General features: G+C 39.0%; 8 protein-coding genes. 5 read left to right on the top strand and 3 right to left on the bottom strand.

The annotated features are described in order from the left end of the window. Positions 1–49 precede the first annotated feature (49 nt). A complete protein-coding gene (locus FN809_RS02740) occupies positions 50–766 on the bottom strand; it encodes a cell division ATP-binding protein FtsE (protein ID WP_142531929.1) in 717 nt (238 codons plus the stop codon). A gap of 223 nt (positions 767–989) precedes the next feature. Here FN809_RS02740 and FN809_RS02735 point away from each other — a divergent pair, with 223 nt between their 5' ends. The 3 genes from FN809_RS02735 to gyrB all read left to right on the top strand — a co-directional run bounded on the left by FN809_RS02735 (position 990) and on the right by gyrB (position 8,357). Next, positions 990–4,055: a tetratricopeptide repeat protein gene (locus FN809_RS02735; RefSeq protein ID WP_142531928.1), complete on the top strand. Its 3,066-nt coding sequence runs from the start codon at positions 990–992 to the stop codon at positions 4,053–4,055. Positions 4,056–4,090: 35 nt separating this feature from the next. Then, positions 4,091–5,830 carry a porin family protein gene (locus tag FN809_RS02730; protein ID WP_142531927.1) on the top strand — a complete coding sequence of 580 codons (1,740 nt, stop codon included), beginning with the start codon at positions 4,091–4,093 and terminating at the stop codon, positions 5,828–5,830. Between the two features lie 547 nt (positions 5,831–6,377). Continuing rightward, entirely contained in the window at positions 6,378–8,357 is a 1,980-nt protein-coding gene (gene gyrB, locus FN809_RS02725) for a DNA topoisomerase (ATP-hydrolyzing) subunit B (RefSeq protein ID WP_142531926.1), read from the top strand. A 416-nt stretch (positions 8,358–8,773) separates the two neighbouring features. Here the strand turns inward: gyrB and FN809_RS02720 are convergent, their stop codons facing one another. Further along, positions 8,774–9,892, bottom strand: coding sequence for a T9SS type A sorting domain-containing protein (locus FN809_RS02720; protein ID WP_142531925.1), 1,119 nt, complete (start codon positions 9,890–9,892; stop codon positions 8,774–8,776). A gap of 77 nt (positions 9,893–9,969) precedes the next feature. Then, complete coding sequence (locus FN809_RS02715; RefSeq protein WP_142531924.1) at positions 9,970–10,836, bottom strand: hypothetical protein; 867 nt, start codon at positions 10,834–10,836, stop codon at positions 9,970–9,972. 708 nt (positions 10,837–11,544) lie between these two features. On the opposite strand from FN809_RS02715, the gene FN809_RS02710 reads away from it, so the two are divergent. Further along, entirely contained in the window at positions 11,545–14,325 is a 2,781-nt protein-coding gene (locus FN809_RS02710) for a helix-turn-helix and ligand-binding sensor domain-containing protein (protein WP_142531923.1), read from the top strand. A gap of 310 nt (positions 14,326–14,635) precedes the next feature. Then, a complete protein-coding gene (locus tag FN809_RS02705; RefSeq protein ID WP_142531922.1) occupies positions 14,636–17,674 on the top strand; it encodes a SusC/RagA family TonB-linked outer membrane protein in 3,039 nt (1,012 codons plus the stop codon). The last annotated feature ends 8 nt before the right edge of the window (positions 17,675–17,682 follow it).

The following is a 17,682-nucleotide window of genomic DNA, read 5'->3' as shown; positions in this document are numbered from 1 at the left end:
CCATGCCTGCCATCAAAGCTAAATGTTGGCTATACATGCTTATTCCAATTTAAACCTCCACGCTGCTTTCTTCTTTAAGTCGGGCATCTTCGCATTTTAATATCCGTCCTTTGTATTTGTCCACCATGCCATAGTTATGCGTGGCCATGATTACCGTTTTGCCACTTTCCGAAATTTTGAGTAGCAATTGCATTAGGTCATTGGTGGTTTCAGGATCCAGGTTACCGGTGGGCTCGTCGGCTAATATTAACTCGGGTTCGTTGAGTAGGGCACGAGCAATACCGATACGTTGCTGTTCGCCTCCGGATAGCTGGTGCGGCATCTTATAGCCTTTATGCACCATATCTACTTGCGTAAGTACCTCGCGAATACGTGCGTCCATTGCTTTTTTGTTTTTCCAGCCGGTAGCCTTTAGTACAAAGCTTAGGTTCTCGTACACCGACCGGTCGCTCAATAACTGAAAATCCTGAAAGATAATTCCCATTTTCCGTCTCAAAAACGGTATTTGTTTCGATTTTATCTTACCCAGATCGTAGCCAACGGCAAACACATACCCCTCGGTAACATTCACTTCGCCGTAAAGTGCTTTCAATAAGCTCGATTTACCGCTTCCTACTTTTCCTATCAAATAAATAAATTCGCCTTTGGCTACTTCTACGTTAACATCCTTTAGTACAATATTTTCCTGATGGCGGATAACGGCATTTTTAAGTTCTACTACATTGTTTTGAATGTTTTCGGTTTCTACAGCTTTATTTTTGCTCATCTCTTATTGAATTTATTTTTGTATCGGCTAATGCGGTCTGATAATAATGTGTGAAAGTAAAAAAATAAATTGTGAATCGCTTACGTTTGAATAGGTAGAAATAAATATCAGTATTTAGGGGCATTATCATTAGATCACCTTTTCAGCTTAAATTTTTTATCTTTATGCCCCGAAAATAAAAAATCCATTATAAAAATTTTTGGCAGTAAAAAAGTAATATTGAATGATACATACGAATAAGCTTTCCCTAACTATACTTGCTTTATTGATAAGCATCAGTGTTGTATCCCAGCAATCTATCGGTTTTAAGCAGCCCGAAAAAGACTTTGACAAGGCTATGGAGCTATTTTATCTCAACAAATTTGGCTCGGCTCGTGAGCAATTTGAGAAATTTATCTCCAACTCCGTGCGTGCCGAATCAAACCTGATTTCGGAAGCTTATTATTATAGAGCTTTGTGCGCCAAAGAGTTGGAAAATGGAGATGCCGAATATCTTTTTGAGCAATTTGCGATAGAACATCCGGAGAGCAATAAAGGAGCTTACACCTATTTTCATTTGGGCGACATGCAGATGAACCGAAAAAAATACCGCCAGGCTTTACGTGAGTTTAAAAACGTAAATGAGCGTAAACTCGATAAGGACACCCAACTGGCTTTTAAGTTTAAAAAAGGTTATTGTCATTTTATGCAGGAAGAATATGATGTAGCCAATGGTTACTTCTACGATTTAAAAGATATTGACAATAAATATTATGAGGCATCCAACTATTATTATGCCCATATACAATACCAAAAGGAAAATTACGAAACGGCATTAATGGGATTTGAACGCCTGGCCAATGTAAAAGCATTTGAAAAAGTGGTGCCCTTTTATATAGCCCAGATTCATTATTTAAAGGGCGATTACGATGCAGCCATAACCTATGCGCTGCCCTTAATGGAGGAAGGTACCCAAAAACGCAGGGCAGATATGGCTCGTATAGTGGGTGAATCGTATTTTGCCAAAAAAGATTATGCCAATTCTATTACCTTCTTTGAAAAAACCATTGCCTTATCAGAAAAAGCGCGCCGCGAAGATTATTATCATCTGGGATTTGCTTATTACTATCAAAAAAAATACGATAAGGCGGCAGAGTACCTTAGCATGGTTACCAGCGCTAACGATAAAATGGCGCAGAATGCCTATTATCATTTGGCCGATTGCCATCTTAAGTTGAGCGATAAAAAAAGAGCACGGGTGGCTTTTGAGGCCGCTTCTAAATTAAATTTTGACAAGGATATCCAGGAAGATGCATTGTTTAATACCATCAAGCTCAATTACGAACTTTCTTATTCGCCGTTTAACGAGATTATCAACTCCTTTATGAGTTTTATAGAAATGTTCCCTGAAAGCGACAAGATTGATTTGGCCTACGATTACCTGGGTAAGGTATTTCTTTCTACCAAAAATTACAAACAGGCCTTAGGAGCTTTGGAGCAAATAAAAATTAAAAGTGCAGGCATTTACAAGGCCATTCAAAGAGTGGCTTACTACCATGCCATCGATTTGTTTACTAACCTGCGTTTTGATGAGGCCATTAGCTTTTTCGATTATAGCTTGCAATATCAAAGCTACGACAATCAACTAAAGGTAAAGGCCTATTACTGGCGGGGCGAGGCCAAATATCGTCAAAACCAATACGCCGAAGCAGTGAAGGACTACAACAGTTTTATTTTGATGCCGGGAAGCTTTGAGACTACTTATTTTGCTATAGCACATTATAACATAGGCTATGCCGAGTTTAAGCTAAAAAACTACGAAAAAGCCCGTTCGTGGTGGCGAAAATATATTAAAATGGAAATGGATAAGGATGCGCCTACCATTGGCGATGCTTATAATAGAATAGGAGACTGCTATTTTGTAGAGCGTAACTTTGATCAGGCCATGAGTTTTTATGAGCTGGGGAGTAGCTTTTCAGATGGTTCTCCCGATTATGCCATGTATCAGAAAGGTATTTCTTTGGGAATAGTAAAACAGCATGAGGATAAAATAGCAGAGCTGAAAGACTTAATAAACAGGTACCCTAATTCAGCTTACGTAGATGATGCGCTGTTCGAAATGGGTAACTCCTATCTCGCAATTAACGATTTAGACAATGCCATCAGGCAGTATAAAACTATTAAGGAAAAACACCCTACCAGCAGTTATTCAAAAAAAGCCATGTTGCAGTTGGGCTTGGTGTATTATAATGCGTCTGATTACAATAACTCTATGGCTTTTTATAAGCGTGTAGTCAATGAGTTTCCGGGTACACAAGAAGCCACAGAATCCTTGCTGGGTATACGAAATATATATATGGATAGGGGCGATTTGGACGGTTATGTGAGATATACCAAGGGGCTGGGTAGTTTTGCACAAGTGGACGAAAGAGAGCAGGATTCTTTAAGTTATGTTTCTGCCGAACGGTATTATATGGAGGGAAATTGCGATGTGGCCGTTAGGAATTTAAAACAGTATTTAAAAAAACATCCAAAAGGCATGTTTGTGCTTAATGCCAATTACTACATGGCCGATTGCCTATATAAACAAGGTAACAAAAAAGAAGCATTACGTGCCTATCAGGAAGTAACCAACCGGAGTAAAAACATTTTTACCGAAGATGCACTTATCCGTTCCGGCGAAATCAATTATGGAATGGAGAACTACCGGGCGGCTCTCGTTAATTTTCAACGTTTAGAGAAAGTAGCTGAGATACAAGAGAACAGAATAGAGGCACGCATCGGTGTTTTGCGCAGTTACTATCAATTAAAAGATGGCGACAACTCTATTGAAGCGGCGCAAACAATAATAAACGATCCCAAGGCAGCGGGCGAAATTGTGCGTGAGGCACAATACATAAAAGCAGGTGCCCATATGATAAAGGGAGACCTGCAAAACGCGCTTGCCGAATATAAAGTACTGGCCAAAAACACGCAGAGTGCTGAGGGTGCCGAAGCCAAATATATTGTGGCGAAGCATTATTACGACTCGGGCGATACCAAAAGAGCCGAAGACGAAGTGTTCGACTTTGCCAACAAAGGCACCTCACACCAGTATTGGCTGGCCCGAAGTTTTATAGTATTGGCGGATATTTATCAGGATAGAGGGGAGAATTTTCAGGCTAAGCAGTATTTGCAAAGCATTGCTGAAAACTATACCGGCGACGATGATATTATGGAAATGGTAAACCAAAGGCTGGCTATCATCAAACAAAAAATGGCCGTTTCAACCGCCGCCGAGTCAGCCGACTCATTAAAAATTCAACAATAAGCAACCATTTTCTTACTTTGATTAACACCATTGAGATGAAGAATATTAATGCAATCCTTGTACTAACAACGGCGTTTTTTTGCACAGTTGCCGCAAGCGGGCAGCAACTAAACAAAGATGTAAAGGTAGTAAGGGAATATAACCCCATTATATCTGATGCTTTTAAAATTAACCAGCTTCCGGTAAATGAGGTAGACGAATCGTCTTTTAACCCCAATTTTACCTATAATATACTTTCTAAAGCTCTTTCGTCCGGTTTGGCCGTGGAACCTATCAGTGCCGCCCGCCTTACCCCTGAGCGTAAAACGGTGCTCGACAAATCCTATGTTAAAGGAGGATTGGGGAATTACGTGACTGTATTTGGCGAATTGTATTACAACGTGTTGCGCTCCGAGGATTATGCGCTGGGACTCAACGTGGGTCACCTTACTTCGGGCGGTAAGGTGAAGCTCCAGGACGACAGTAAAGTAGATGCTCCCTTTCACGATACCTGGGCGTCGCTGTATTTTCGCAGATTCTGGAAGGATTATACCCTCGCAATAGATGCAGATTTTTTGCATAATATCTACAATTACTACGGATTTCAGAACCTTGAGGATGAAATGGGATATGTTGAGCCTTATTCAGGAGCTATGGTATCAGGTGCTGATTTAATGGTGGACGAGAGGCAACGCTTAAGTGCTTTCGACCTGAGTATTGGTCTTAACAATAAAGTACTCGACGACTCGTCCGTACCCTTTGATGCTAGCTTTACCTTTGGCACGTTTGGTAACCTTACCGGCATAAATGAAAGCCACTTCGGGCTCAATGGCAAGGTGCGAACCTATATCAACGACATGTTTCTGGACGTAGCAGGTGGTTTTGATTACTATGGAACTTCGGTGCCCAATTTTACTTCACCTTTGTATCAGTTTGTGGATCGCAACATGACCATCATTAATTTTTCGCCGGCAGTAGGTTTTCAGTGGGAGGAAGCTAATTTAAAAGTAGGCATGGATGTTTTTGCGCAGATAGGCGGACAGGACGATGATTTTAATATCGCTCCGCACATTGAGGCCGACCTGGTGATTGCCGAAGGTGTGGTAACGGCTTTTGGTGGAGTAAAAGGTGATTATAAGGTGAACAACTACGAAAGCGTACAGCGCGAGAATAGATATATAAGAGCCGATCAAAACGTAAAAAATAGTTTTCATGGTATTCATCTTTTCGCCGGCTTGCGAGGGAACTTTAGCTCACAAACTAGTTTTACCGCACGGCTGGATTACGCTGCCTTCGACAATGAGCACTTTTTTGTGAATAGGGCAGATACCGTTTTTTTGACTGCAGAAGTGCACCAAAATAACATTTTTGATGTGGTGTACGATGATGGCAGGCTGCTGCAATTATCAGGTGAATTAAAATACGAACCGTCGCCCGGATTTAACCTTCTGCTAAAAGGAAAGTACAACGGCTGGGACATGGATAATTTAAAACAAGCATGGCATAAGCCCGAGTTAGAGCTGGGGTTTACCGGAAATTATGAGCTCCTAAGCGATATTTGGGTAAATGCAGGGCTGTATTCTATTAGCAAAAGATACGCACTAAACGTAAGCGACACGGGCGTTAAAGAACTAAAAGGTGTTATCGACTTAAATTTGGGTGTCAACTACTACCTGAGCTCCAAATGGACCATGTTTGCCAATGTAAATAACCTGCTCATTAACAAATACTATCAATGGAATGGCTATCCCAGCCAGGGGCTGAACATTAGGGCCGGCGTAGGATATTCGTTTTAAAATAAGCCGCGGTAGAGTCGGGTCAGGCGATGAATGTAGCTTCTCACATTGCCTGTCCTGCCAAACGGGAGGAGGATTTATAATTTGGCGTGTTCCATTTGACCATTAAAAACAAGTAATGAACTTACGACGTTTTAGCTACTTTTTAATTGCCAATAGCGGAAAGTTCAGTCTACTAAAACGTCCGTATGACAGCAGATAATGGTATGTTAAAACTTGAAATATCAGGTATTTTGTTTTGCAAAAAATAGCCCTGGTGAGTTAGCTTGCCTATTATATTAAAATTCATATCCTATTTGTTTTTTAAAGTACTTTAATTCCTCTTCAGGTTCCAAACCATAGCTTGTATTTGATACATCCAAGTTTTATACGACTTTAACTTGCCGTAACACCCACATTGTCAATGGGTATTTACGAGTGTAAAAACCTCTGCAAATCGCTTCTTTTAGCCGGTATTTTTGCTATCTTTGAATGTTTTTGAAATGGGCAATTATTGCCTTAAAAAACTACGATAGTTGTAAAGTTTTCATACAAGAAATTATAATCGATGAACCAAGAAATTATTGACGAAAACAACCGAAACCGGGAGCTAAACTCAAACGATTATTCTGCCAATAGCATTACCGTACTTGAAGGGTTAGAAGCCGTACGTAAACGGCCTGCCATGTACATTGGCGATATTGGCATGAAAGGTTTGCACCATTTGGTTTACGAGGTGGTGGATAACTCCATTGATGAGGCCATGGCCGGTCACTGCGATACCATTGATGTTATTATTAGAAAAGACAATTCCATTACCGTAAAAGATAATGGGCGCGGTATTCCGGTGGATTTACACGAGAAAGAGGGTAAGAGTGCCCTTGAGGTGGTGATGACGGTGCTACATGCCGGGGGTAAGTTCGATAAGGACAGCTATAAAGTTTCAGGAGGATTACACGGGGTTGGTGTATCCTGTGTAAATGCACTTTCGACTTATTTAAAGGCCGAGGTGCACCGTGAAGGTAAAGTGTATTTTCAGGAGTATGCTACCGGTATACCACAAAGTGATATTCAACAGCTGGGTACAACAGATGTAACGGGTACTATCGTTACCTTTAAACCCGATGAGACTATCTTTCCGGTGATAGATTATAAATATTCTATCCTGGCCAACCGCATGCGCGAACTGGCCTTTTTGAACAGGGGAATCACCATTACCCTTACCGACGAAAGAGAACACGACGAAGAAGGAGGCGAAAAGTTCGAGAAATACCACTCGGAAAGAGGGCTGGAAGAATTTGTTGAATTTATTGACGAAACGCGCGAAAAGCTCACAGAAAAGGTGATTCACATCACTACCGAAAAAAATAATGTTCCGGTTGAGCTGGCCATTCAATATAACACTTCGTTTAGCGAAAACGTATATTCTTACGTAAACAATATCAACACCATTGAAGGTGGAACGCACCTTACAGGTTTTCGCAGGGGATTAACGCGTACTTTAAAATCTTTTGCTGAAAAGTCGGGTATGCTTTCCAAACTAAAGTTTGATATCAGTGGCGACGACTTTAGAGAAGGCTTAACAGCAGTTATATCCGTTAAGGTGCAAGAGCCTCAGTTTGAGGGACAAACAAAAACCAAGCTGGGTAACTCGGATGTAAGTCTGGCCGTGGATCAGGCGGTGAGTACCGCATTGAGTTACCACCTGGAAGAGAATCCTAAAGATGCCAAAATAATTGTAGATAAGGTTGTGCTGGCCGCTACAGCACGCCATGCAGCACGCAAGGCACGAGAGCTGGTGCAACGTAAAACGGTAATGACCGGTGGCGGCTTACCAGGTAAGCTGTCCGACTGTTCGGATAAGGATCCGGCTTCGTGTGAGGTGTTTCTGGTGGAGGGCGACTCTGCCGGTGGAACGGCCAAGCAAGGAAGAGATCGACGTTTTCAGGCTATATTGCCATTAAGAGGTAAAATTCTTAACGTTGAAAAAGCACTTCAACACCGTGTTTTTGAAAGCGATGAAATTAAAAATATTTTTACCGCACTGGGTGTTACCATCGGTACCGAGGAGGACAGTAAAGCACTGAATCTTTCGAAAATACGCTACCATAAAGTAGTTATTATGACGGATGCCGATGTGGACGGTAGGCATATTAACACCTTGATTATGACTTTCTTTTTCCGCTTTATGCGCGAATTAATTGTTGAAGGTTATTTGTATATCGCCACACCACCTTTATATTTACTTAAAAAAGGTAAAAACCAGGCCTACTGCTGGACCGAACAACAACGACAAGATTTTATACGAGAATTTGGAGGTGGAAAAGAAGATGCAGTTCATATACAACGTTACAAAGGTTTGGGTGAGATGAACGCCGAGCAGCTGTGGGATACCACGATGAATCCTGAACAACGTACGTTGCGTCAAATTACCATTGAAAGTGCGGCTGAGGCCGATAGAATATTTTCTATGCTGATGGGTGATGATGTTCCACCAAGGCGCGAGTTTATTGAAGAAAATGCCACTTACGCCAACATCGACGTATAGCTTTTGCGAAAATTCATATAAAAAAACCATCTCTGCTTATTTAGAGATGGTTTTTTATTTTGAGAAAAAGAGATGCAATTGTAATCAGCACTGGAGTGAATGATAAAAGCACGAGGTACATTTTAGTTCACATGTAGGTGCTTTAATCCCTTATAAATCAATTCCTGGACGGGATTTTGGCTAATAATTTATTTTGTAATATTCGGGTGTATCCGGTTTATAAAGTAGCGTTATAGCTAACTTGGTTATAGTTAAATACCTATACTTTCAACAGATACTGAAGCCAAAAACAAGTGGAAACCCAAATTAAATGGATTTTCATAAAGGTTAAACTTATTGGCCTTACGAACACTTTATTTGGGGCACTACATAACTAAGAGCTCATTGGAGTAAAAACACCAATGAGCTCTTCTATTTTATAACTTCAGAATTTTTTGAGTGTATTGTTTTCCATTTTCAAGCGTAACAGAAATAATATAATAACCACTATTAACTGCACTTAAGTCAACGGCAGAGTTGAATCCACCAACCACATAAGATTGCATCAGTTGTCCTGCCAAATTAGATACCTCAACAGCGCGTATGGCCGAAGCAGATAAAATATTAAGTGTGCCGGCGGTAGGGTTTGGATAGTATTTTATAGCATCTATCGAATTAATATCTTCGGTAGAAGTTGGCGTACCTTTATGGAAGTATATATTGTCGAAATAAACAATGGATTTTCCCGACCCAACAAATTTCAATTGAAATATATCAGTTAACGATAATCCCTGTATGGTAAAGTTAGTTAGGGGTATATCGAAGCTGTTCCATTGGTTAAGGTTTAGCGGAGTAAGTTGCACTGCCTTTTCGCCCGTTGATAGGCTAATTGGTGCTATACTTAGAGAGGTTTCGTTAGGTGTCCATACATCCAAATGCAAAAAGTGCATTTCTGAGGCGTTAACGCTGCTTCCGATTTCTATTCCCTGATAATTGAAGTTTTCGTATTTCACCACTTCATTACCTCCTACTTGTTCGGAATAGAACCATGTGTTTTGTTGCCAATAAGGATTAAAATTGGTGTTCGGAATATTGGTGTAAGCGTCGCTAAATATAGAAATTACATCATCAATTGCGCGCTCGGGTGGAGTTGGAGACGAAACAAGCGGTGCGGGAAAAGCTTCGGCGGTACTGGTCACAAGCTGAATGGGACTGTTAGCTGCCTGATTACCGGAGGCGTCTTGTACAGAAATTGAGAAGGTAAATTCCGTGGAAGACGGTAATCTTGTGAATTCGTATGATTTCTCGAAACCGGATGCTGCACCCAGGTTAGTTGTTGTTCCATCAACGCTTATTGCATAGCTTACCGCACCTGAATTGTCGGTGGCATTAAGAAGTAGTTTAATACTATTATAAGTTATAGTACTTACTGTTGCAGAAAAATTTTGTGGTGCCTCCGTATCTGGTGCGGGATCATCATCATAGAAATATAAATTATCTATATATACTGTATTTCCGCCCGCTCCGATAAACTTAAACTGATAGATATCAGCCAAATTAAAACTTGGCGATGTTAAATCTGATACCCTGATATCAAAGCTATTCCATGTGTTCAGGTGGAGTGGTGTTAGACTTATTTTTTTTCACCAGTGGTTTGACAGATAGGATAAATATCTAAAGATGTTTCGTTGGCGGTCCATACATCAATATGCATGTATTTCATTCCGGCGGCATTAACATCTTGAGCTAATTCGAAGCCGTGGAAATTAAGCGTCCGGAGCTTAACCATTTCATTACCTTCAACAGCTTCTATACTTCCAACAGTAGTTTGATAAAAATCCCAGTAAGGATTAAAATTGGTTCCATCAATATCGGTAAAAGCGTCGCTAAAAATTGATATCACTTTTGAAGCGTCGTACGAAGGTGGTGTGGGTGCTGGGGTAGTTGGTGCATCATCCGCAACAATAGCCCCTTCCTCTAAAATAATATCGTCAAATAAATATGTAAAATCAGCACTGCCATCTCCCACAGTTCCTAACTCAAAAATAATAACTATCTTCTGATACGATTGCCCGGAATTTATTGCGCCATAATCAAATACTAATTCTTCCCATTCGTTGGCCAATGTAGTAGCTACTTCCTTTTCGAAAAATAGATTAGGGTCAGAATTATTTTCTACTTTAAGTAAAACTTTAGCTCCCACTTTTGGTGAATACACCTTCATTTTAAATGTTTTGCCTAATGAAAAATCTATAGCATTTTCAAGAACAATTAAACTCCCCGCCCAATGCTGTCCTGTGTTTTTTATCATTTGCCCTACTTTGGCACTCGGGTTAATTCCCGTAGGGTACGGATTGTTGATAACGCTTGCATCCCCTCCATCAAAGTTGGTAAAAGTATAAACTACAGATGAAGATTCGAAATCTAAAGGTACTGTTTGGGCATGAGCAATTGATGCGATAAAAAGCATCATTAAACTTAGAGTAAATAATTTTTTCATGTTTTTGTTTTAAAAATTAATAGAATACAAAAGATTTATGAATACGCCTTATTTGTTAACTTGAGTTGACATATTTTTAACAATTTTAATCACCTTTATAGGTTAAGCCAAATATTTGTACGCACTAATTCCTCACCCTCGTTAAATAAGCACCTCATATAATACTCACATTTAAAAACTTATTCATCTGTAAATAAGCGGATTGTGATTTTGTAAAATCACTTTTTATTTAACACATGTAAGAAAAACGCTTGCCAGACCAAGTGATAATTAAATAATTATTGCTAATAAGTGTTGCAATAAAAGAACCTTTGAAGCAATTGGAAGATAAAACTAAGTGGAACAGTTTCGCATGTTAAAGGAGTAGCCGGGCAATATAGACCTCATTAAAAAAGCAACGGGTTGGAAACTTGCAACCAACTATTGTGGTGGTAGGTCCCTTAAACTGTGCTCGCGACGTTTTTTCGGATAAGAGTTTATTCCCTGTTGGCATATTAATTCAGTTCGGAGCAGTTTATTTCCGACCTCACCCAGTCGCCTATGATTGTTAAAGAAAAATCTTAAATTAAAACTTTAATAATAATATTTGATTAAGGCTTCTATTTATCAGTGTCTTTTGTTTTTCAGCCATATCTTTGTATTTTCATTTTTATTACTGTAGTTGTTTTTTAATTCTCATTTGTTTTTGTCTTACCCCAGGTATTTATAATGAATAGAAAATTTTATATTATCCTATTTTGTATCTCTTTATGGCTTGGAAATAATACTATATTCGGGCAGGAACTGCCACCCATACAACGATTTACCCCAATGGATTATGATGGTGAGAATCAAAATTGGAAGATTTCGCAAGCACCCGATAAATTTATTTACGTAGCCAACAATGAAGGACTATTGGAGTATAATGGTGCCAAATGGACTATGTATCCCTCGCCAAATAATACAATTATAAGGGCAGTAAAAGCGGTGAACAACAAAATATATACCGGATGCTATATGGAGTTTGGCTATTGGGAGAGAAACGAATTTGGCAAACTATTGTATCAAAGCTTAGTATCAAAGTTTAATGAGGCCATGGTTGAAGATGAGCACATATGGAATATTGCAACCTATGATGAATGGATACTATTCCAATCTTTTGATCGAATTTATTTTTATAATCCAATTAGTGGAGATCAATTAATTGTAAAACCCAAAAACCCGGTCTCAAAAGTTTTCAATGTCAATAGTGTTATATATTACCACGTTAATAACGAAGGTATTTATAAAATTGAAGCAGGGGAGTCAAAATTATTTATAAGCAATTCTATTGTCAAAAACGACAAAGTGATAAATGTATATTCTATTCCGGAGGGATTACTTATCCACACAAAGGTACATGGTTTTTACAAGCTAATTAACGATAAATTTATCAAATGGAAAATCCCTGCCGAAGAAATGCTGCAAGACATGAATATTTTTAGTAGCATCCAGCTCAAGGATAAAAGCTTTGTGATTGGAACCATTAAAAACGGAGTAATTATTTTAAGTAAAAACGGGCGTTTAGAATACCAAATAGACAGAAGTTGCGGACTTGGTAATAATACAGTGTTGTGCCTTTACGAAGATGTGGACAATAATTTATGGGCTGGCCTCGATAATGGAATCAATTGTATTAATTTAAAATCGCCAATACGAGTTTTTAATGATGATGAGGGCAAGATAGGGACCGTTTATGCCTCCATTGTTTATAACGATTTTTTGTATTTGGGAACCAATCAGGGCTTGTTTTACAAAAGAGTTTCGCATAACGAAGAATTAACATTTATGGACGGTACGGCCGGACAAGTATGGACTTTATTTAAATACAATAATGAACTTTTTTGTGGCCATCATGCCGGTACTTATTTAATTAATACCGACAATAAAGCAATTTTAGTGAGTAGTACGCCAGGAACTTGGCTTTTTAAATCCTTGTTGGGTAAGGAGAATATGCTGCTTGAAGGCAACTATAACGGCTTAAATGTATTACATAAAGAAAACGGAAATTGGAAACTCCGTAACAAAATTCAGGGGTTTAATAACTCTGCCAGATATTTTGAACTTGTAAAAAATAATGAGGTATGGGTGAGTCATGCCTATAAAGGTGTTTTTAGGCTTACCATAAACGAAGATTTTACAGAGGTAAAAGAGGTAATGCTCGATTCCATAGCGCCGATCGACAAAAACTCAAGTTTGGCAAAGTTTAAAAATAGAATTATTTATGCCTCCAAAGATGGGGTATTGGCCTATGATACAACAAAAAACAGCTTTAAAAAAGACACTGTTCTTAGCCCTTTAGTTACACAATCGGAGTATGTATCGGGTAAATTAGTTGTTGATGAAACGCAAAAGCTTTGGGCTTTTTCGGATGACAACATTAGCTATGTTGATGTAAATGATTTAACAAACCAGTTACTAACACATAGGATTGCATTGCCTTATCAATTACGTAAGGGGCAAGTAGGTTATGAAAATATTGCGCCAATTAAGCAAAGTAATTATCTCATTGGAATAACGGATGGTTACCTTACCATAGATATTTCGCGAACAAATAATAACAGCAATGAGCCTATCGTATTAAATGCCATTGAGTTGAGCCTTGTTGGGGAAAGTAACAAACTTGTTGATATTGAGAATCCGGGTAATTTTAAGTACGCAAATAATTCAATTCGGTTTCGTTTTAGTGTTCCTAATTACGATAAATATAGCGTGGTGCAGTTTCAGTATAAACTCGATGGGCGATATAATCAATGGAGCGAATGGGACGATAAATCTGAACTCACGTTCGATAATTTGCCATTTGGTGATTACAGCTTAAATATTCGGGCGAAAGTTGGAAACCGCCTGTCGAGCAATACGATAAACTACAATTTTATAATAAATAAGCCTTTGCTACTATCAAATACAGCCATCATGCTATATCTGGCGGTACTGTTTTTTCTTTTAACCCTAATGCATAGAGCGTATAAAAAACATTATAAAAAGCAGAGCGAGCGCAAACAGCTGGAAAGTGAACAATTGATTGTAAACCTTAAAAACGAAAAGTTAAGCCAAGACATTGAAAGTAAAAATAAACAACTGGCTATATCAACAATGAGTATTATTAAAAAAAACGAAGTGTTGAACAGTATTAAAAAGGAACTTAAGAAAACTAACCATCGTGATAACAAATCCACACTAAAATTGATAGATAGCAATTTAAATGACGATGATGATTGGTCGTTTTTTGAACAAGCATTTAATAATGCCAATCAGGATTTTTTAAATAAGATGAAGCTGGCGCACCCCGACTTAAACTCTAATGACTTACGTTTTTGTGCTTATATGCGGCTTAATTTATCATCAAAAGAAATGGCTCCCTTACTCAATATTTCGGTAAAAAGTGTGGAGACCAAGCGTTACAGGTTAAGGAAAAAACTGGATTTACAACACGATATGGGTCTTATCGATTATATCTTAAGTTTTTGATAACACAGCTAAAGGATTTTTAATTAAATCTACCACAACAATACCACTACAATACTACTACAACGATAGCAAATTAACTTTTTTTGTTATTCATAAGTAAATTAATTCAAATTTAAATACGCTGATATATAGATGTTTAATTGTTTTTATGCACCCTTATTAGTCTTTACAATAATTTGTTCGATTTTTGTCGGGGTATAAAATATGGAATTATCATGTGCAGGATGTAAGTTTATAAGTGTAAAAAATTTATAGTATTTGCAATGCTATAATGGCGCGTGCTTTTTAAACTAAATTTAAATAACATGATATGAAACAAAAGCTAGTGAAACAAAATTTTAGGATCCTATTTACACTATTGTTTTTTTTGACAACGGTTGTTATTTCGGCTCAAGTACAAAAAACTGTAAAAGGAACTGTATTAGATGAAACTGGAACCCCCTTACCTGGTGCATCCGTTGTGGTAAAGGGTACCCTTAATGGTACATCCACCAACTTAGACGGTAAGTTTTCGTTAAATGTTAAGTCGGACGCAACTACTTTACGCGTGTCTTTTATTGGTTATCAAAATTTAGAAGTGGCCATTACAGATAATATAAGGGTTAGTTTACAGCCGGATACCGATGTATTAGAAGAGGTGGTTGTAGTGGGTTATGGTACCCAAAAGAAAAGCGATTTGGTAAGCGCCGTTGCAAAAGCCGATCTTGGTAAAGCTACCGTAACACCTACGTCGGATGTAAATGAAATGTTAAGAGGTAGAATATCGGGATTAAAGGTGGATGTAGGCGGGGGAACCCTGCGACCCGGGGGATCATCGGAGATTTTATTCAGGGGTAGAGGTTCTATAGAAGGTAATGTAAGCGGTATTTATGTGGTTGATGGTGTAGTTAGGGATGGAGGCATTGAGGATATTAACCCGGACGACATTGAATCGGTAGAATTCCTCAAAGATGCTTCGGCACAGGCTATTTATGGATCAAGAGCGGTTAACGGTGTTGTACTGATTACCACTAAAAGGGGTAAAAAGGACAAGGTGAGTGTATCCTACCACGGATACATAACCACAAAGTCAATAGAAAAGAATTTTGATGTTTATAGTGGACAGGAGTTCGCCCAGCTAAAAAGGGAGGCGGTTCGTGCAACAAATGCGGACGACAGCTATTCAGATGATGTGGATGTTTTTTCGGTGGGGGAACTGGAAAATATTGCCAACAATAAATTTGTGGATTGGGAAGACGAGCTGATGAGAAACGGAACGGTACACAGCCAGTCAATTAGTGTTGCCGGCGGAACTGAGCGTACAAAAATATATGGAAGTTTAAACTACTTTAGGGAAGATGGAATTATACCCACCTCGAGCTATACACGTAAAAACCTAAGGCTGAATGTCGATCAAGAGATTAATGATAAGTTTTCGGTTGCCTTTGACGTCAATTTGCTCAACGATGATACCGAAAGAGCGGCCAATGTAAATGTTATAACCGTTTCGCCGTTGGGTAGTGCATATCATGAAGATGGTTCTATAACAAGATACCCAAGTGGCGAAGAGCTGTCGGCCACAAGTCCATTATGGAATTTGAGGGAATCGGATAACGATACAAAAGGTAATGATTTTGTAATTAATGTTTTACCCAAATGGCAAATCACAAAAGATTTAACCTATCAGTTTAAGGGTTCCATGACACGAAAAAATTCGGAAAGGGGACAATATCAATCTTCATTGAGCTCGGCCGGGAATACGGACAAAGGAATTGCCCGCATCGATAATCAATTAAGGGAGGCCTTCCTGGTTGAGAATATCTTGACCTACAATAAAAGGTTCGACGAAAATAACCTCTTTAACTTAACATTGGTACAGGCAGTTGACGAGAATAAATATACCAAAACCTTTACGGAGGGGCGCGGCTTTATCAATGAAAGTTTAGGCTACGATGGTATTACTAACGCCATAGGCAATGTTACAGTGGAGCGTTATAAAACCAAAATACGCACAGCCTCCTACATGGGCAGAGCGCGTTATAATTTAATGGATAAATATCTGCTTACGGCCACCCTAAGGGGAGATGGTTCGTCAGTTAACTCTGAGGATAATAAATGGACTTATAACCCAGCCGCAGCTTTCGCCTGGAAATTGCATAACGAACCTTTTCTGCAATATGTAGATGCCGTAAGGGAGTTGAAGTTAAGGGTGAGCTACGGTGCGCTGGCAAATGCACTTAAGTTACCTTACACCTCACTTTTTACAGCTGATGGTCAAAACTATATGTTCGATGGCGAATCGGCTTCGGGCTACTCGCCATCGGTGGTTTTGCCCAATGTAAATTTAAAGCACGAAACGATAACCACCCTTAACATTGGTCTTGATTTTGCTGCTTTTGGCAACCTGCTGGCAGGTAATATTGAATACTACGATTCGCGCACGAAAGATTTATTGTTGAGAAGGGGTGTGCCCTCAATAACAGGTTACAAATACACCTACTTTAATGCGGGCGAGTTGCAAAACAAGGGTATCGAGTTAAACCTGACGGCAAACATTATCAATACACATAAATTTAAATGGTCTGTTTCCACCAACTGGTCAAACAACAAAAATAAGTTGATCGACCTTTATAACGACGGTAGCGGGAATGCAATTCTTGAAGACGATGCCTATAACTATTACGTTGGTCAGCCCATTGGTGTTATCAGGCAGTATCAGTTTGATGGTATTTGGCAAGAAGGTGAAGACTTTGCCAATGCACCACAAGCCAATCCTGAATCAACCATTACCCAAGCCGACCTCCGACCTGGTGATATTAAAATCAAAGATACCAACAAGGATGGTATGATAACGCAGGACGACAGGGTATTTATTGATCCCAATCCGGATTGGTTTGGTTCTTTTTCCACAAATCTGTCGTATTTAGGCTTTGATTTGTTCGTTGATTTCTATGTAGTTGAAGGTGCTACCAAAGTAAATCCATTTTTATCCGCCTATAATAACGGAGGTACCCTTCAGGGCAAATTAAACGGGGTAAAAGTACCTTACTACACACCTGAAAATCCGTCCACAACATTCCCAAGGCCAAATTTTGATTCTGCTCCGCAGTACTTAAATTCCTTGGCCATTAAAGATGCCTCTTATATTAGGCTCCGTACACTAAGTTTAGGTTACACCTTACCAAAATCAATTTTAAACAGGGTTAATATCGATATGGTTAAGTTTTATGTAACCGGTACAAATTTATTTACCAGTACCGATTATATTGGATATAGCCCGGAAGTAAATATCAGGAGCACCTATTCTAATGCAGATACGGGTTATCCGGATGCAAGAAGTTTTACGTTTGGTGTAAAAGTTAATTTGTAATTTTAAAA

This window comes from Saccharicrinis carchari (assembly GCF_900182605.1).
GTDB lineage: Bacteria > Bacteroidota > Bacteroidia > Bacteroidales > Marinilabiliaceae > Saccharicrinis > Saccharicrinis carchari.
Note: the sequence above shows the minus strand (reverse complement) of the source record. Positions and strands in the feature narration are given on the sequence as shown.